Raw genomic sequence first — 15,393 nt, forward strand, 5'->3', positions numbered from 1 at the left:
ACCATGCCAACAGAGCCCTACACCCTCATCCTGCTGCGCCACGGCAACAGCGACTGGAATCAGAAGAACCTGTTCACCGGCTGGGTCGACGTGAAGCTCAGTGAGCAGGGCGTCGCCGAGGCCAAGCGCGCCGGCGAGCTGCTCGCCGAGTCGGGGCTGCTGCCCGACGTGCTGTACACCTCGCGCCTGACCCGTGCGATCCAGACCGCCGACCTCGCGCTCGAGGTGGCCGACCGCCTCTGGGTCGACGTGAAGCGCTCCTGGCGTCTGAACGAGCGTCACTACGGCGCCCTCCAGGGCAAGGACAAGGCGCAGACGCTCGCCGAGTACGGTCCCGAGCAGTTCCAGACCTGGCGCCGCTCGTTCGACGTGCCGCCGCCCCCCATCGCCGACGACGACCAGTACTCGCAGGTGGGCGACCCGCGCTACGCCGACCTCGGCGACGCCGTGCCCCGCACCGAGTGCCTGAAGGACGTCATCGACCGCATGCTGCCCTACTGGGAGAGCGACATCACGGGTGACCTGGCCCTCGGCAAGACCGTGCTCGTCACCGCGCACGGCAACTCGCTGCGCGCGCTCGTCAAGCACCTCGACGGCATCAGCGACGACGACATCGCCGAGCTGAACATCCCCACGGGCATCCCGCTCGTCTACCGTCTCGACGAGTCGTTCGTGCCCGTCGGTCCGGCCGAGTACCTCGACCCGGAGGCCGCCGCCGCGGGTGCCGCCGCCGTCGCGGCGCAGGGCAAGAAGTAGCCCTCACTCGCATCCCGAACACGAAGAAGCCCCGGCCCGCTGACGCGGCCGGGGCTTCTTCCGTGAACGAACGGTGAATCAGCGTCGTCCGACTCAGGGGTTGGAGGAGCCGACCCACTCGCCCGTGGCGAGGTACTGCACCTTCTTGGCGATCGAGACCGCGTGGTCGGCGAAGCGCTCGTGGTACCGGCTGGCGAGGGTGACGTCGACGGTGTCGACCGCCTCGCCCTTCCAGTGGGCGCCGAGCACCGCGTCGAACACGCTGACGTGCAGCTCGTCGATCGCGTCGTCGTCGTTGCGCATCTCGTCGGCCAGCGCCAGGTCTTCGGTCTTCAGCAGCACGGTGAGCTTCTTCGCGATCTCCACGTCGAGTCGGCCCATCTCGGCGAAGGTCTGGCGCAGGCTCTTCTTCACCACCTTGTCGGGGTAGCGGTAGCGCGCGAGCTGGGCGATGTGCTCGGCGATGTCGCCCATGCGCTCGAGCGAGGCGCTGACGCGGAGCGCGGTGACCACGATGCGCAGGTCGCGGGCGACCGGCTGCTGCAGCGCGAGGATGTTGATGGCCAGCTCGTCCAGGCTCGAGGCCAGGGCGTCGATCTTGGGGTCCTCGGCGATGACCTTCTCGGCCAGGGTGACGTTCGACTCGTTGAACGCCGCGGTGGCGTTGGTGATGGCGACCGTGACGAGCTCGGAGATCTCGACGAGACGATCCTGAACCTCGCGCAGCTCTTGCTGGAATACCTCACGCATGCGTGTGGTCCTTTCTTGGGTACGGCGGACACGTCGGACATGGACCACGCGTGCGCGCGGCGCACCGCCGCGATCGGCAGGCGACGGATCCATCCTCCCGGGGGCAGGTTAACGTCAGGTGCCGGTCAGTTGAACAGTCGCCGAAGCGAAGCCCCTCCGGCCCCCGACCTCAGTCTGGCCCCGATCGGACTCACTAGTGTAGTCAGCATGGAAACAGGCTGGTTGGTGCTGTTGTCCGTGGCACTCGGCCTGGTCGTCGGAGCAGGTTTCATGGCCCTCCTGCACGTCGCCGAGCGACGCGGGAGCGATGCCGTCGCGGCGACCTCGAGCGCCGTCCCCGACGGGGTCGATCAGGTGATCGACGCGATCGAGTCGGCGGGCCTCGTGCTCGACCCCTCGAACAACGTCGTCAAGGCCTCGTCGGCCGCCTACACCTACGGCCTGGTGTCGAACCAGGTGCTCGTGCACCCGGAGATCGACGGGCTGGTCGCCCGCGTGCGCCGCACCGGAGAGCCCGTCGACCAGGAGATCACGCTCGCCCGCGGGCCCTTCGGCGAGGCGCTGATCCACCTCGACGTGCGCGTGGCGCGGCTCGGCAGCCGCTACGTCGTGGTGCTCGCCGACGACCGCACCGACTCGTACCGGCTCGAGGAGACGCGGCGCGACTTCATCGCGAACATCAGCCACGAGCTGAAGACGCCGATCGGCGCGATCTCGCTGCTCGCCGAGGCGCTGGAGCCGGCTTCCGACGACCCGGAGCAGGTGCGCCGCTTCGCCAAGCGCATGGCCACCGAGGCCACGCGGCTCTCCCAGATCACCCGCGAGATCATCGAGCTGTCGCGCCTGCAGGCGACGGATGTGCTGAGCACCGCGAAGCGCCTCGACCTCGACGGCATCATCTCCAACGCGGTCGACCAGAACCACGTGGCGGCCGACGCCCGGCACATGACCCTCGCGGTCGGCGGCAAGAAGCACGTCATGATCGACGGCGACGAGACCCTGCTCACCCTCGCGGTGAACAACCTGATCGCCAACGCCATCCAGTACTCGCCCGACGGCTCGCGCATCGGCATCGGCGTGCGCCTGGAGGAGGGTGTCGTCGAGCTCTCGGTCACCGACCAGGGCATCGGCATCCCCGAGGACGACCTGCCCCGCGTCTTCGAGCGCTTCTTCCGGGTCGACCAGGCGCGCTCGCGCAACACGGGCGGCACCGGTCTCGGCCTCAGCATCGTCAAGCACGTGGTGCAGAACCACGGCGGCGACATCCGGGCCTGGTCGCAGATCGGCCAGGGCTCGACGTTCACCATCCGGCTGCCGGAGGCCTCGAACTCCGCAGCCGCCCTGCAAGGAGAGAAGCGATGACCCACATCCTGCTGGTCGAAGACGAGGCCGCGCTGAGCGAGCCGCTCAGCTACCTGCTGCGTCGCGAGGGCTACGGCGTGACCGTGGCACCCGACGGCCCGAGCGCGCTCAGCGAGTTCGACCGGGGCGGCGTCGACATCATCCTGCTCGACCTGATGATCCCCGGCATCCCGGGCACCGAGGTCTGCCGTGAGATCCGCACCCGCTCCTCGGTGCCGATCATCATGCTGACGGCGAAGGACTCGGAGATCGACATCGTCGTGGGCCTGGAGCTCGGCGCCGACGACTACGTCACCAAGCCGTACTCGACGCGGGAGCTGCTGGCGCGCATCCGGGCCGTCATGCGGCGTCAGCTCGAGGTGCTCGACGCCGCCGAGCCGATGCTCAAGGCCGGCCCGGTGTCGATGGACGTGGAGCGGCACACGGTCGCCGTCGATGGCACCGAGGTCTCCATGCCGCTGAAGGAATTCGAGCTGCTGGAGCTGCTGCTCCGGAACGCCGGGCGCGTGCTGACGCGCGGTCAGCTGATCGACCGGGTCTGGGGCTCGGACTACTTCGGCGACACCAAGACGCTCGACGTGCACATCAAGCGCATCCGCTCGAAGATCGAGAAGACGCCGTCGGAGCCGACGCTGCTGGTGACCGTGCGCGGGCTGGGCTACCGCTTCGAGGCGTAGGCCTCCGGGCCGCCCGCCCGCCGGGCCCTGGGGGCTACTCGCCCTCGGGGCTCTGCTCGGTCTCGTCGGTGGCGCCGGTCGGGGCCGGTGTCGGCACCACGGTCGGCGTCGGCAGCGCGACGGTGGGGGTCGGCGTGGGCGTCGCGGTGGGCGCCAGTCCGTCGTACTCGGGCAGCGAGGTGTTCAGCACCGGCACCATGAGCTGCTCGCCCTCGGTGTCGCCGTACTGGAAGTAGACGGGGAAGAGGCTGCCCGGCTCGGTGACGTTCTCGAGCAGGATCTGCTCGGAGTCGGTGCCGCCGAAGCTCGTGATCGTGCCGACGTTGTCGGCGTCGCCCTCGAGCTCTACCTCCTGGGAGACGCGCTCGCCGGTGGAGCCGTTCTCGTACTGCACCGTGACCGACTGGGGCTGGTCGGTGTTGTTGACGAAGGAGACCAGCAGGCTGGCGAGCTCGCCGGTGTCGCTGATCAGCGTGGCGTTGCGCACGTCGACGTCGCCGATGGTGGTGTTGACGCCGTCGGTGACCTGCTTGATCTCACCGGTCACCTGGGGCGTGATGAAGGCGCACCCGGCCGTACCGGTGACGACGAGTGCAGCCGTCAGAACGGATGCCGCGAACCGAGCTCTCACAAGACCCTCCAGAGGCGTAGACGCTTTGACTTCACCCTACAACGCGGCGGCGGGGAGGGGCTGGTTAGGACACCCTTAGTACATGCCCGCTGTGGTATCCTAGAGGTCACGGAAGGACATCCATACATGCTTTTTGAGGTCGGCGAGACTGTCGTTTACCCCCACCACGGAGCCGCAACGATCTCCGAGGTGAAGACCCGGGTCATCAAGGGCGAAGAGAAGATCTACCTGAAGCTCCGTGTCACCCAGGGAGACCTGACCATCGAGGTGCCCGCCGAGAACGTCGACCTGGTCGGCGTCCGTGACGTCATCGGCCGCGAGGGCCTCGACAAGGTGTTCGAGGTGCTGCGTGCTCCCTTCACCGAGGAGCCCACCAACTGGTCGCGCCGCTACAAGGCCAACCTCGAGAAGCTCGCCTCCGGCGACGTCATCAAGGTCAGCGAGGTCGTGCGCGACCTCTGGCGCCGCGATCAGGATCGCGGGCTCTCGGCCGGCGAGAAGCGCATGCTGGCGAAGGCCCGTCAGATCCTCATCTCCGAGCTCGCGCTCGCCGAGAAGACCGACGAGGAGAAGGCGTCGCTCGTCCTCGACGAGGTCCTGGCCTCCTAGCAGTGCCGGTCACCCCATCGGTCGCGGTCGTCGTCGTCGCGGCCGGCTCGGGCACGCGCCTGGGGCTGAATCGGCCCAAGGCGTTCGTCGAGATCGCCGGCCGCACGATCCTGTCGCGCTCGCTCGACCCGGTGCGCGGCATGGCTGAACCTGCGTCGATCGTGGTCGTCGTGCCCGAGGCGCTCGTCGCCGAGACGGCAGCCGGGCTCGATGCGGTCGTGGTGGCGGGTGCCGCCACCCGGCAGCAGTCCGTCGCCGCCGGGCTCGCCGTCGTGCCCGAGGGCACCGAGATCGTGCTGGTGCACGACGCGGCCCGCGCCTTCACTCCGCCCGAGGTCTTCGACCGAGTTGTCGCCGCCGTGCGCTCGACCGGTCACGGCGTCATCCCGGGGCTGCCGGTGACCGACTCCATCAAGGGCGTCGCCGCCGACGGCACCGTGCGCGACACGATCGACCGCTCCACCCTCACCGCGGTGCAGACCCCGCAGGGTTTCCCGCTCGAGCAGCTCACCGAGGCCTACCGGCTCGCGGCCGGCGACTTCACCGACGACGCCGCCCTCCTGCGCGAGGCCGGGCATCCCGTCTCGGTGGTGGCCGGCGACGGCCGCTCGTTCAAGATCACCACCGCCGACGACCTCGGCCGTGCCGAGGACCTGCTGCGCCGGAGCCTCCCGGCGCTCCGCACCGGCGTCGGCGTCGACGCCCACGCCTTCTCGGGCGACGAGGGCGAGGAGCTCTGGCTCGCCGGCCTGCATTGGCCGGGGGAGCGGGGTCTCTCGGGGCACAGCGACGGCGACGTCGTCGCGCATGCCATCTGCGACGCCCTGCTCGGTGCGAGCGGCCTCGGCGACCTCGGCAGCCGCTTCGGCACCGCCGACCCCGAGCTGGCCGGGGCGCACGGCGAGGTCTTCCTGCGCCGCACGCGCCAGATCCTCGCGGCCGAGGGCTTCACGGTCGGCAACGTCTCGGTGCAGCTGGTCGGCAACCGTCCCCGCTTCTCGCCGCGGAAGGCCGAGGCCGACGCGCTGCTGTCGGCCGTGCTCGGAGCCCCCGTGAGCGTCTCGGCGACCACGACCGACGGGCTCGGCTCCGTCGGGCGGGGCGAGGGGCTCACTGCCATCGCGACGGCGCTCGTCGTCGGCGTCACACGCAGCACCTGAGCGGGGCGGCCCTCTAAACTGTGGGGGTGACCATCCGACTCTACGACTCGAAGGCCCACGCGCTCACCGACTTCTCGCCCATCGTTCCGGGCCGGGTCGGCATCTACGTGTGCGGCCCGACCGTGCAGTCGTCCCCGCACATCGGGCACCTGCGCTCGGCGCTCGTCTACGACCAGCTGCGGCGGTGGTTCGACCACAACGGCTACGTCGTGACCTTCGTACGCAACGTCACCGACATCGACGACAAGATCCTGATGAACGCGGCAGGCACCACCGAGGAGTGGTGGGCGCTGGCCTACCGCATCGAGCTCGAGTTCACGGCCGCCTACAGCGCGATCGGCGTGCTGCCGCCCACCTACGAGCCGCGGGCCACCGCCTCCATCTCCGAGATGCAGGCGATCATCGCCAGGCTGGTCGAGAACGGCCACGCCTACGCCACCGACGACGGCACGGGCGACGTCTACTTCGACACCGCCTCCTGGCCGTCCTACGGCGAGCTGACCCGGCAGAAGCTCGACGACATGGCGCCGGCCGGCGACTCCGACTCGCGCGGCAAGCGCGACGTGCGCGACTTCGCCCTCTGGAAGGGGCACAAGGAGGGCGAGCCGCAGACGGCGGCCTGGCCGAGCCCCTGGGGTGCCGGCCGCCCCGGCTGGCACATCGAGTGCTCCGCGATGTCCACCAAGTACCTCGGGCCGCAGTTCGACATCCACGGCGGCGGCCTCGACCTGCGCTTCCCGCACCACGAGAACGAGCTGGCCCAGTCGCACGCGGCGGGCGACCCGTTCGCCAACCTCTGGATCCACAACGGCCTGGTGGCCGTCACCGGCCAGAAGATGTCGAAGTCGCTCGGCAACTCCATCTTCGCGGCCGAGCTGATCGCCTCGGCCCGCCCCGTGGTACTGCGCTACTACCTCGGCGCCGCCCACTACCGCTCCACGCTCGAGTACCACGAGGGTGCGCTGGAGGAGGCCGAGGCCGCGGTCTCCCGCATCGAGGGCTTCCTCGAGCGCGCCGAGCGCCGGCTCGAGGGCACCCGCTTCCAGGGCACCGCCGTGCTGGTCGTGCCCGAGGAGTTCCGGGAGGCGATGGACGACGACCTCAGCGTGCCCCAGGCGATCGCGGTCATCCACGAGACCGTGCGCCGCGGCAACGCCGCCCTTGACGACGAGGACTTCGCCGAGGCGGCCACGCTGCTCGGCCAGGTGCTCGCCATGACCGACGTGCTCGGCATCAACCCTCTGGCCCCCGAGTGGGCCTCCCGAACCGGCAGCGGGGCCGAGCGCGCGCTCGGTGCCCTCGTCGAACGACTCGTCTCCGACCGTGAGACGGCACGCAAGAGCCGCGATTTCACCACCGCGGACCGCATCCGGGACGAACTCGGACAAGCGGGGATCTCGATAGAAGACACGCCCACGGGCGCGCACTGGAGTCTCGATGGCTAAATCAGGATCGGCACGCCCCTCGCGGGCCGGAGCCGTACGCAAGACAAGCAAGGGCCGCGCCGTCGGCTCGGGCGGGCAGGGGCGCCAGGCGCTCGAGGGCAAGAAGCCCACGCCCAAGGCCGAAGACCGGCCGTACCACCCCGCCGGCAAGGCCAAGGCCGCGCGCGACCGCTTCGCCGCGTCCGGCGGCAAGGGCCGGCCCGGCGCCCGCTCGTCCTCCGAGCGGGGTCAGGAAGCTCCGCGGAGCGCACCCGCCCGCCGGGTCAAGAAGGCCGACGACAGCGAGATGGTCACCGGGCGCAACTCGGTGGTCGAGGCGCTGCGCGCGCACATCCCCGCGACGGCGCTCTACGTGGCGTTCCGCGTCGAGGTCGACGAGCGCGTCAAGGAGGCGCTGTCGCTGGCGAACAAGCGCGGGATCCCCGTGATGGAGGTCATGCGCCCCGAGCTCGACCGGCTCTCCGGACACGACTCGGTGCACCAGGGCCTCGCCCTCAAGGTGCCGCCCTACGAGTACGCGCACCCCGAGACGCTGCTCGACCAGGTCACGCGCAAGGGCCAGACGCCGCTGTTCGTGGCACTGGACGGCATCACCGATCCGCGCAACCTCGGGGCGATCATCCGCTCGACCGCCGCGTTCGGCGGCCACGGCGTGATCGTGCCCCAGCGTCGCTCGGTAGGCGTCACCGCCTCGGCCTGGAAGACCTCGGCCGGCGCCGCGGCCCGCACGCCCGTCGCCATGGCGTCGAACCTCACCCAGACCCTCAAGGCCTTCAAGGCCGCGGGTGTCTTCGTGGTGGGCCTCGACGGCGGCGGCGACGTGGAGCTGCCGGGCCTCGACTTCGCCCAGGGCCCGATCGTGATCGTCGTGGGCAACGAGGGCAAGGGGCTGTCGCGCCTGGTCACCGAGACCTGCGACGCCATCGTCTCGATCCCGATCTCGTCGGGCACCGAGTCGCTGAACGCCGGAATCGCGGCCTCGGTCACCCTCTACGAGATCGCCAGGCAGCGCACCCTGAAGAAGGGTTAGACCTTCAGGCGCCAGTCCTCGTCGTCGGACGCGGCGTCCTGCACCGCGATGGCCATCGTGATCGCCCCGGTCGGGGGCTCGATCACGGTGGCCTCGTCGCGTCGGTGGCGCAGGATGTCCTCGACGTAGGACGACAGCGCCTCGGCCAGCGGCACGTCGCGGTTCTGCTCCTGGCTCATGTACCAGCGGTGCTCCAGGAGCTGGTGGAAGATCTCGGCCGGCTCGAGCTTGCCCTTGAGGTCGCGGGGGATGGCGCGGATGACCGGCTCGAACACCTTGGCGAGCCACTCGTGCGCGAGCATCTCCTCGTCGTAGGCCTTGCGGCCGTACTTCGCCGTGTACGAGTCGAGGTCGTTCAGGAGGCGCCGGGCCTGGTTCTCCTGGGCGTCGAGCCCGGTGAGCCGGAGCAGGCGGCGCTGGTGGTGCCCCGCATCCACCACCTTGGGCTGGATGCGCACGGTCGTGCCGCCCTCGGTGGTCTTGATCGCGAGCTCCTCGATGTCGAAGCCGAGGTCGTTCAGGCGGTCGACGCGCTCGTTGATGCGCCAGCGCTCGGAGCTGCTGAACGACTCGGAGCCGGTGAGCTCCTTCCAGAGCGAGCGGTAGGCCGCGACGATGCCGTTCGAGACGGTGATCGGGTCGAGCTCCTCGTCGATGCGGCCACCGGCCTCGAGGTCCATCAGCTCGCCGGCGATGTTCACGCGGGCGATCTCGAGGTCGTTCTCGCGCTGGCCGTTGGAGAGGCCGCCCTCGTAGAGCTGGCCGGTCTCGGCGTCGACGAGGTAGGCGGCGAAGGCGCCGGCGTCGCGCCGGAAGAGGGTGTTGGAGAGCGAGACGTCGCCCCAGAAGAAGCCGATGACGTGCAGGCGCACGAGCAGCACGGCGAGGGCGTCGACGAGACGGGTGGCCGTGTCGGGGCGCAGCTGCTGCGAGAACAGCGCGCGGTAGGGCAGCGAGAACTTCAGGTGCCGGGTGACGAGCGCGGAGTTCAGCACGTCGCCGTCGTAGGTGCGGCGGTTGGTGACCACGGCCAGCGGGTCGACGCAGGGCACGTCGAGGCGCTGCAGGGTGCGCAGCATGTCGTACTCGCGCTTGGCCATCTCGTCGGTGGTCTCCTTGATGGCGATCACGTGGCCCGAGAGGTGGGCGAAGCGCACCAGGTGACGGGAGATGCCCTTGGGCAGCGCGGCGATGTACTCGTCGGCCCAGTCGTCGAGAGGCAGCTCCCAGGGCAGGTCGAGCAGCGCCGGGTCGGCCGTGGCCGAGGTGATGTTCAGGGAGGTGCTCATGGGGCTCATCCGTCTCGTGGTGGGGAGACGACTCTGCCGTGGCCCCTGGGAGCCACGGCAGAGTCGATCAGGATCGGGCAGGTCAGACGATGGCCTTGTTGCCCATGCGCTCGCCCGACTCGAGGTCGAACAGGTGCACGTGGTTCGGGGCGGCGGTGAGGTACACCTTGTCGCCGACGAAGGGGTGCGAGCGGCCGTCGACGCGGGTGACGATGTCGGTGCGCTTGCCCTCGATCTCGGAGTGGCCGTAGAGGTAGCCGTCGGCGCCGAGCTCCTCGATCAGGTCGACCGTGACCTCGAGGCCCTCGCCCGGGGTGGAGGAGAGCACGATGTCCTCGGGACGCACGCCGATCGTGGCGCTGGTGCCCTTGGTGCTGGCGAGCGTCTCGCGGTCGACCGGCACGACCGAGGTGCCGAAGCGCACGCCGCCGTCGGCCAGGTCGGCGTGGAACAGGTTCATCGCGGGGGAGCCGATGAAGCCGGCGACGAACACGTTGTTCGGCTTCTCGTACAGGTCGCGCGGGGTTCCGACCTGCTGGAGCAGGCCGTCCTTCAGCACGGCGATGCGGTCGCCCATGGTGAGCGCCTCGGTCTGGTCGTGGGTGACGTAGACCGTGGTGACGCCGAGGCGGCGCTGCAGCGACGCGATCTGGGTGCGGGTCTGCACGCGCAGCTTGGCGTCGAGGTTCGACAGCGGCTCGTCCATCAGGAACACCTGGGGCTGACGCACGATGGCGCGGCCCATGGCGACGCGCTGACGCTGACCACCCGAGAGGGCCTTGGGCTTGCGGCTGAGGTAGGGCTCGAGGTCGAGCAGCTTCGCGGCCTCGAGCACGCGGGCTGCGCGCTCGTCCTTGCCGACGCCGGCGATCTTGAGCGCGAAGCCCATGTTCTCGGCGACCGTCATGTGCGGGTACAGCGCGTAGTTCTGGAAGACCATCGCGATGTCGCGGTCCTTCGGGGGGATGTCGGTGACGTCGCGGTCACCGATCAGGATGCGGCCCTCGTTGACCTCTTCGAGGCCGGCCAGCATGCGCAGCGACGTGGACTTGCCGCAGCCGGAGGGGCCGACGAGCACGAGGAACTCACCATCGGCGACCTGGAGGTCGAGCTTGTCGACCGACGCGCGGGTGGCGCCGGGGTAGACGCGGGACGCCTTGTCGAAAGTGACAGATGCCATGTTCATTTCTCCTTCACCGGCAGGTACGTGCCGGACGATCCGTTGTGATGGATGGAACCGACCCTCGACAGCGAGGGTCCATCGCTCATTCTCGCACAGCTCGGGCGCACAGCCACCCTGTGGCCAGTTCCCAGACTCGCTTCCTACTATCCTTGAGTGGTCGCGAGCCCCTAGTCGCGCCCCACCCCCGACACCACCACACGGAAGAGACGTATGACCATCGACGGACCCGGAGATCGTCAGTCCAAGAACCAGCGACGCGAGGCCGCCCGGGAGAAGGCGAAGCAGCTCCGTGAGGAGCAGCGCAAGAAAGAGGTGCGCAACCGCGCCATCCTCATCTCCTCGCTCAGCGTCGTCGTCATCGCGATCATCGTCGGTGTCGCGCTGGTGATCGTGTCGACCATCCGCCCGGCCGGCCCCGGCCCGCAGAACATGGCGAGCGACGGCATCCAGATCGGCACCGGCTTCGTCGCCGAGACCACCCCCGCCCTCGCCGCCGGCGAAGACCCCGTGCCGACCGTGAACGACCCGGCGTCCGGCACCGTCGACATCCGCGTCTACCTCGACTACATGTGCCCCTACTGCGGCCAGTTCGAGGCCACGAACACCACCCAGCTGGGGGAGTGGATCGAGTCCGGCGCCGCCACCGTCGAGATCCACCCGCTGTCGATCCTCGACCGATCCTCGCTCGGCTCGAAGTACTCGACGCGCTCGGCCAACGCCGCCGCCTGCGTCGCGAACTACTCGCCCGACCAGTTCTGGGACTACAACTCGCTGCTGTTCCAGAACCAGCCGGCCGAGAACACCGAGGGCCTCGACAACCAGAAGCTCAAAGACCTGGCCGGTGAGGCCAAGGTGACGGCGCAGGGCGACATCGAGTCGTGCATCGACGACACCACCTTCCGGGGTTGGGTGGCCGACTCCACCTCGCGCGCCCTCGAGGGCCCGCTGCCCGACACCGACGAGGCCAAGGTCACCGGCACCCCGACGGTGCTCGTGAACGGCGAGAAGTACACCGGCTCCCTCACCGACCCCGACGCCTTCAGCGCCTTCGTCGTGCAGGTCTCGGGCGAGGCCTACTCGACCGCGACGCCGACTCCCGCCCCGACCGCGGGCTGAGCGAACGAGCCACGGCCGTCCGGTGCGCCGGGCGGCCGTCGCGCTCGTCGCTACAATGAGGTGTTCCACCCCAGCCGGCCTGGCGCAATTGGTAGCGCACCGCTCTTGTAAAGCGGGGGTTACGGGTTCGAGTCCCGTGGCCGGCCCCACGAGCATCCGCTCTGCTCGGCCTGAGCGGCCGGGCGGGTCAGCTCAGGATGCGGTCGCCGTACATCGCCATCACGGCGAGGCCCAGGGCCACGACGCCCATGACGGCGACGAGCACGATCCTGCCGATGCGCATCGCGCGGTCGCGGCTCGGGTTGACGTAGTAGCGGCTGGAGTCGCGTCGCCTCCGGCGACGTCTCGTCGTCGAAGGCATGACGCCAGATTACGTCGCCTCAGCGACAGGATCATTGCAGACGTGTGAACAGATGCTGTGAGACGTGTCACGCGTTCGGGGGGCGTCGAGCGGATGCGCGGAGCGGCGTTCGTGCGCGCATCCGCTCACCGGGGTTGACTTGACCCATGCGCGAACCCACCGACGCCGAGAAGCGCCACGACCAGCTGACCAGTGCCCCCGACGCGACGGAGGCCGACGCGGCCCCGCGCATCGACGTCTCGACGACGGCCGACGGCACGACGCGGATCGACCTCCGTGACGACGCCGAGGTGCGGCCGGGCGGCGACCCGGAGATCATCGACCCCGACGGCGACGCCGAGGCCGGCCCGCGCGAGTAGCGGCTCAGGCCCGGCTGCGCGCCCGGTCGACCGCGAACGACGCCAGCAGCGCCACGAAGCCGAGCGCCGCCAGCCCCACGCCCACGTAGGCGGGGGCGAGGTAGCCGAAGCCCGCCGCGATGGCGACGCCGCCGAGGAACGCGCCGAGTGTGTTGCCGATGTTCAGCGCCGAGTGGTTCAGGGCGGCGGCGATGGTCTGGGCATTGTGCGAGACGTCCATCAGCCGGGTCTGGATGGCGGGCGAGCACGACCCGGCGAAGGCGCCGACGAAGAAGATCGAGATCATCAGACCGGCCACGGTGTGCGCGGTCAGGGCGAAGGCGAGCACCGAGAGCCCGGTGCCGAGGATGCCGATGACGAGCGAGCGCTTCACCGAGCGGTCGGTCAGCCAGCCGGCGAGGGCGTTGCCGATCGTCATGCCGACGCCGAAAGCCACGAGCACCCAGGGCACGAAGCCGTCGCCCTGCCGGGTGACGTCGGTGACCACGGGAGCGACGTAGGTGTAGACGGCGAACACACCGCCGAAGCCGATCGACCCGACCGCGAGCGTGAGCCAGACCTGCAGACGGGTGAACGCCTTCAGCTCGTTGCGCATCGTGGCCGTCGGGTCGCCCGAACGGAACGGCACCGTGAGGGCGATCGCGACGAAGGTCACGGCGAAGATGATGCCGACCATCAGGTAGGCGCTGCGCCAGCCGAAGTTCTGGCCGAGGAAGGTGCCGAAGGGCACGCCGACCACGTTGGCGATGGTGAGGCCGCCCAGCACGAAGGCGACACCGCGGGCCCGCTTGTCGGGCCCCATCAGCGAAGCCGCGACGAGCGAGGCGATGCCGAAGTAGGCGCCGTGCGGCAGGGCGCTGACGAAGCGCGCGGCTAGCACCAGGCCGAACGAGGGCAGGATCGCCGAGAGCAGGTTGCCCACCACGAACACCGCCACGAGCACGAGCAGCAGGCGCTTGCGGGGCCAGCGGGCGGCAGCGGCGGCGATGGTGGGGGCGCCCACCACGACGCCGAGGGCGTAGGCCGAGACGAGCAGGCCCGCGTTGGCGTTGGCGCCCGCCGCGTCGACCGCGTACTGGCCGGGCAGCAGGTCGGCCGCGATGTTCGGCAGCAGCCCCATCGTGACGAATTCGGTGACGCCGATGCCGAAGCCGCCGAGCGCGAGGGCGAGGATGGCGAGCCACCGCCGGGCCGCGGGCACGTCGATGAGCGCCGGCCCGGCGGGGAGGTCCTGGGCGGGGGAGCCGCCGGAAGGAAGAAGGGAGTCGTCGTTGACCGGAGCACGATCCAGATCGGTCACAGTGCTCTCAGCCTACGGCCGTCAGAGGGTCGAGAGGTGCTCCGAGACGCGGATGCGCCCCTTCCCGCGGGGCTTGCGACCGCGGGGCGGCACGCCTCCCACGTAGAGCCAGCCGAGCAGCTCCTCGTTCTTGCCGAGCCGGTGGGCCTTCTTCACGGCCTTGGCGCGGGTGTGCTCGCCGGTGCGCCAGAACACGCCCCAGCCCTCGTCGTCGAGCACGAGCGAGAGGTTGTGCGCGACTCCGGCGGCCACCGCCTCCTGCTCCCACTTCGGCACCTTGTGCTTCGGGGCGTACGACACGACGATCGCCAGCACGAGCGGGGCGCGGTGCGCCTTCGCCACGAACTTCTCGACGTCTTTGTCCTTCGCGCCGTCGGCCTCCGCGAGTCCGCGGCCGAGGCGGCTGATGCCGTCGGCACGCAGTTCGATGACCCGCCACGGGCGCAGGCCGCTGTGGTCGGCGAGCTGGCCGGCCGCCTCGACGGCCGAGGCCACCTGCGCGGGGCTGGGTGCCGCATCCGTCACCTTCGACGACGAGCGACGGGCGAGCATCGCCTCCTTCACACCGGGCACGGCTACTCGACCTCGTCGAAGGTGAGCGAGACGGAGTTCATGCAGTAGCGGTCGCCCGTCGGCGTCTGCGGGGCGTCGTCGAAGAGGTGGCCGAGGTGCGAGCCGCAGCGGGCGCAGCGGACTTCGGTGCGCACCATGCCGAGGGTGCGGTCCTCGATCAGCTCGACGGCGTCCGAGCCGGCCGGGTCGTAGAAGCTCGGCCAGCCGCAGTGCGAGTCGAACTTGGTCTCGCTGCGGAAGAGCTCGGCCGAGCAGGCCTTGCAGCGGTAGACGCCCTCGCGGTGCTCGTCGAGCAGCTCGCCCGTCCACGGGCGCTCGGTGGCGGCCTGCCGCAGCACGGCGAACTCCTCGGCGGAGAGCTCCTCGCGCCACTCGTCGTCGGACTTGAAAACCTGGTAGCTCATGATGCTCCTGCTGTAACGGGATCGGGTGATCGGGGCCGCGAACGATCATCGCAGGAATGTCTGGGTGCCGCGCGGCTATCGGCGGGCGTTGAGCTACCCGCCAATATGATGTCGGGATCGGACAGGAGGGCAGGGCATGGAGCTCAGCGAGCGCGACATCCGCATCCTCGTCTTCGAACGCAGCTGGTGGCGCCACGCCGGCGCCAAGGAGCAGGCGATCCGCAAGACCTTCGGCCTCTCCTCCGCCCGCTACTATCAACTTCTCGGTGCGCTGATCGACTCCCCGGCCGCTCTCGCACACGACCCGATGCTCATCAAGAGGCTTCAGCGGGTCCGGGAGGCGCGTCTCGCAGCGCGCTCGGCCCGGCTGCTGTCGCGCGACGACTAG

18 protein-coding genes and 1 tRNA gene are annotated in these 15,393 nt (G+C 69.9%); 11 read left to right on the forward strand and 8 right to left on the reverse strand.

Annotated features, from left to right (window positions below; genetic code table 11):
• Nucleotides 1-3 precede the first annotated feature (3 nt).
• Nucleotides 4-756 (forward strand): phosphoglyceromutase, encoded by a 753-nt coding sequence (locus HQQ85_RS16075; RefSeq protein ID WP_173183513.1) that lies wholly within the window; start codon nucleotides 4-6, stop codon nucleotides 754-756.
• A gap of 93 nt (nucleotides 757-849) precedes the next feature.
• On the opposite strand, the gene phoU is transcribed toward HQQ85_RS16075, so the two are convergent.
• The gene (phoU, locus tag HQQ85_RS16080; protein WP_173183514.1) at nucleotides 850-1,506 is read right to left on the reverse strand and encodes a phosphate signaling complex protein PhoU; all 657 of its coding nucleotides are present in this window, start codon (nucleotides 1,504-1,506) and stop codon (nucleotides 850-852) included.
• 270 nt (nucleotides 1,507-1,776) lie between these two features.
• On the opposite strand from phoU, the gene HQQ85_RS16085 reads away from it, so the two are divergent.
• Together HQQ85_RS16085 and HQQ85_RS16090 are read left to right on the forward strand one after the other, a co-directional pair.
• Complete coding sequence (locus HQQ85_RS16085) at nucleotides 1,777-2,868, forward strand: sensor histidine kinase (protein WP_371741933.1); 1,092 nt, start codon at nucleotides 1,777-1,779, stop codon at nucleotides 2,866-2,868.
• Nucleotides 2,865-3,545, forward strand: a complete 681-nt coding sequence (locus tag HQQ85_RS16090; RefSeq protein ID WP_173183516.1) for a response regulator transcription factor — start codon at nucleotides 2,865-2,867, stop codon at nucleotides 3,543-3,545. The genes HQQ85_RS16085 and HQQ85_RS16090 overlap by 4 nt, the downstream gene beginning before the upstream one ends.
• 34 nt (nucleotides 3,546-3,579) lie before the next feature.
• On the opposite strand, the gene HQQ85_RS16095 is transcribed toward HQQ85_RS16090, so the two are convergent.
• On the reverse strand, nucleotides 3,580-4,176 hold the full coding sequence (locus tag HQQ85_RS16095) for a hypothetical protein (RefSeq protein WP_173183517.1): 597 nt from the start codon (nucleotides 4,174-4,176) through the stop codon (nucleotides 3,580-3,582).
• A 126-nt stretch (nucleotides 4,177-4,302) separates the two neighbouring features.
• Here HQQ85_RS16095 and HQQ85_RS21130 point away from each other — a divergent pair, with 126 nt between their 5' ends.
• Genes HQQ85_RS21130 through rlmB form a run of 4 tightly spaced genes read left to right on the forward strand, consistent with a single transcriptional unit; the run spans nucleotide 4,303 to nucleotide 8,420 of the window.
• A complete protein-coding gene (locus HQQ85_RS21130; RefSeq protein WP_171703727.1) occupies nucleotides 4,303-4,785 on the forward strand; it encodes a CarD family transcriptional regulator in 483 nt (160 codons plus the stop codon).
• A gap of 2 nt (nucleotides 4,786-4,787) precedes the next feature.
• On the forward strand, nucleotides 4,788-5,945 hold the full coding sequence (ispD, locus tag HQQ85_RS16105) for a 2-C-methyl-D-erythritol 4-phosphate cytidylyltransferase (protein WP_173183518.1): 1,158 nt from the start codon (nucleotides 4,788-4,790) through the stop codon (nucleotides 5,943-5,945).
• Nucleotides 5,946-5,971: 26 nt separating this feature from the next.
• The gene (gene cysS / locus HQQ85_RS16110; RefSeq protein ID WP_173183519.1) at nucleotides 5,972-7,390 is read left to right on the forward strand and encodes a cysteine--tRNA ligase; all 1,419 of its coding nucleotides are present in this window, start codon (nucleotides 5,972-5,974) and stop codon (nucleotides 7,388-7,390) included.
• Entirely contained in the window at nucleotides 7,383-8,420 is a 1,038-nt protein-coding gene (rlmB, locus tag HQQ85_RS16115) for a 23S rRNA (guanosine(2251)-2'-O)-methyltransferase RlmB (protein ID WP_173183520.1), read from the forward strand. Before cysS ends, rlmB begins: the two co-directional genes overlap by 8 nt.
• Here rlmB and HQQ85_RS16120 read toward each other — a convergent pair.
• Nucleotides 8,417-9,709: a DUF4032 domain-containing protein gene (locus tag HQQ85_RS16120; RefSeq protein WP_173183521.1), complete on the reverse strand. Its 1,293-nt coding sequence runs from the start codon at nucleotides 9,707-9,709 to the stop codon at nucleotides 8,417-8,419. The two genes, rlmB and HQQ85_RS16120, sit on opposite strands and share 4 nt — an antisense overlap.
• An 82-nt stretch (nucleotides 9,710-9,791) precedes the next feature.
• On the reverse strand, nucleotides 9,792-10,889 hold the full coding sequence (locus HQQ85_RS16125; protein ID WP_173183522.1) for an ABC transporter ATP-binding protein: 1,098 nt from the start codon (nucleotides 10,887-10,889) through the stop codon (nucleotides 9,792-9,794).
• A gap of 213 nt (nucleotides 10,890-11,102) precedes the next feature.
• Here HQQ85_RS16125 and HQQ85_RS16130 point away from each other — a divergent pair, with 213 nt between their 5' ends.
• Both HQQ85_RS16130 and HQQ85_RS16135 read left to right on the forward strand, forming a co-directional pair.
• On the forward strand, nucleotides 11,103-12,008 hold the full coding sequence (locus HQQ85_RS16130) for a thioredoxin domain-containing protein (protein WP_173183523.1): 906 nt from the start codon (nucleotides 11,103-11,105) through the stop codon (nucleotides 12,006-12,008).
• 73 nt (nucleotides 12,009-12,081) lie between these two features.
• Nucleotides 12,082-12,157 (forward strand) — tRNA-Thr (locus HQQ85_RS16135).
• Between the two features lie 38 nt (nucleotides 12,158-12,195).
• Here HQQ85_RS16135 and HQQ85_RS16140 read toward each other — a convergent pair.
• Nucleotides 12,196-12,369: a hypothetical protein gene (locus HQQ85_RS16140; protein WP_173183524.1), complete on the reverse strand. Its 174-nt coding sequence runs from the start codon at nucleotides 12,367-12,369 to the stop codon at nucleotides 12,196-12,198.
• A gap of 146 nt (nucleotides 12,370-12,515) precedes the next feature.
• On the opposite strand from HQQ85_RS16140, the gene HQQ85_RS16145 reads away from it, so the two are divergent.
• Nucleotides 12,516-12,728: a multidrug transporter gene (locus HQQ85_RS16145; RefSeq protein ID WP_173183525.1), complete on the forward strand. Its 213-nt coding sequence runs from the start codon at nucleotides 12,516-12,518 to the stop codon at nucleotides 12,726-12,728.
• A gap of 4 nt (nucleotides 12,729-12,732) precedes the next feature.
• Here HQQ85_RS16145 and HQQ85_RS16150 read toward each other — a convergent pair whose 3' ends face one another.
• The 3 genes from HQQ85_RS16150 to msrB form a co-directional block, all read right to left on the reverse strand.
• Nucleotides 12,733-13,935, reverse strand: a complete 1,203-nt coding sequence (locus HQQ85_RS16150) for an MFS transporter (RefSeq protein WP_371741956.1) — start codon at nucleotides 13,933-13,935, stop codon at nucleotides 12,733-12,735.
• Between the two features lie 114 nt (nucleotides 13,936-14,049).
• Nucleotides 14,050-14,601 (reverse strand): nitroreductase family protein, encoded by a 552-nt coding sequence (locus HQQ85_RS16155; RefSeq protein WP_371741935.1) that lies wholly within the window; start codon nucleotides 14,599-14,601, stop codon nucleotides 14,050-14,052.
• Between the two features lie 2 nt (nucleotides 14,602-14,603).
• Nucleotides 14,604-15,005 carry a peptide-methionine (R)-S-oxide reductase MsrB gene (gene msrB, locus HQQ85_RS16160; protein ID WP_173183526.1) on the reverse strand — a complete coding sequence of 134 codons (402 nt, stop codon included), beginning with the start codon at nucleotides 15,003-15,005 and terminating at the stop codon, nucleotides 14,604-14,606.
• Nucleotides 15,006-15,141: 136 nt separating this feature from the next.
• Here msrB and HQQ85_RS16165 point away from each other — a divergent pair, with 136 nt between their 5' ends.
• Nucleotides 15,142-15,393: a DUF3263 domain-containing protein gene (locus tag HQQ85_RS16165; RefSeq protein WP_173183527.1), complete on the forward strand. Its 252-nt coding sequence runs from the start codon at nucleotides 15,142-15,144 to the stop codon at nucleotides 15,391-15,393.

The sequence above is a fragment of the Herbiconiux sp. VKM Ac-2851 genome (assembly GCF_013205105.1).
GTDB lineage: Bacteria > Actinomycetota > Actinomycetes > Actinomycetales > Microbacteriaceae > Herbiconiux > Herbiconiux flava.

Bases quoted from the DNA above. Each gene is read 5' to 3' on its own strand.
- HQQ85_RS16075 (WP_173183513.1), top strand. From the start codon at position 4: ATGCCAACAGAGCCCTACACCCTCATCCTGCTGCGCCACGGCAACAGC.
- HQQ85_RS16090 (WP_173183516.1), top strand. From the start codon at position 2,865: ATGACCCACATCCTGCTGGTCGAAGACGAGGCCGCGCTGAGCGAGCCG.
- HQQ85_RS16085 (WP_371741933.1), top strand. From the start codon at position 1,777: ATGGCCCTCCTGCACGTCGCCGAGCGACGCGGGAGCGATGCCGTCGCG.
- HQQ85_RS16120 (WP_173183521.1), bottom strand. From the start codon at position 9,709: ATGAGCACCTCCCTGAACATCACCTCGGCCACGGCCGACCCGGCGCTG.
- msrB (WP_173183526.1), bottom strand. From the start codon at position 15,005: ATGAGCTACCAGGTTTTCAAGTCCGACGACGAGTGGCGCGAGGAGCTC.
- HQQ85_RS16140 (WP_173183524.1), bottom strand. From the start codon at position 12,369: ATGCCTTCGACGACGAGACGTCGCCGGAGGCGACGCGACTCCAGCCGC.
- HQQ85_RS16130 (WP_173183523.1), top strand. From the start codon at position 11,103: ATGACCATCGACGGACCCGGAGATCGTCAGTCCAAGAACCAGCGACGC.
- phoU (WP_173183514.1), bottom strand. From the start codon at position 1,506: ATGCGTGAGGTATTCCAGCAAGAGCTGCGCGAGGTTCAGGATCGTCTC.
- rlmB (WP_173183520.1), top strand. From the start codon at position 7,383: ATGGCTAAATCAGGATCGGCACGCCCCTCGCGGGCCGGAGCCGTACGC.
- HQQ85_RS21130 (WP_171703727.1), top strand. From the start codon at position 4,303: ATGCTTTTTGAGGTCGGCGAGACTGTCGTTTACCCCCACCACGGAGCC.
- HQQ85_RS16125 (WP_173183522.1), bottom strand. From the start codon at position 10,889: ATGGCATCTGTCACTTTCGACAAGGCGTCCCGCGTCTACCCCGGCGCC.
- HQQ85_RS16145 (WP_173183525.1), top strand. From the start codon at position 12,516: ATGCGCGAACCCACCGACGCCGAGAAGCGCCACGACCAGCTGACCAGT.
- HQQ85_RS16165 (WP_173183527.1), top strand. From the start codon at position 15,142: ATGGAGCTCAGCGAGCGCGACATCCGCATCCTCGTCTTCGAACGCAGC.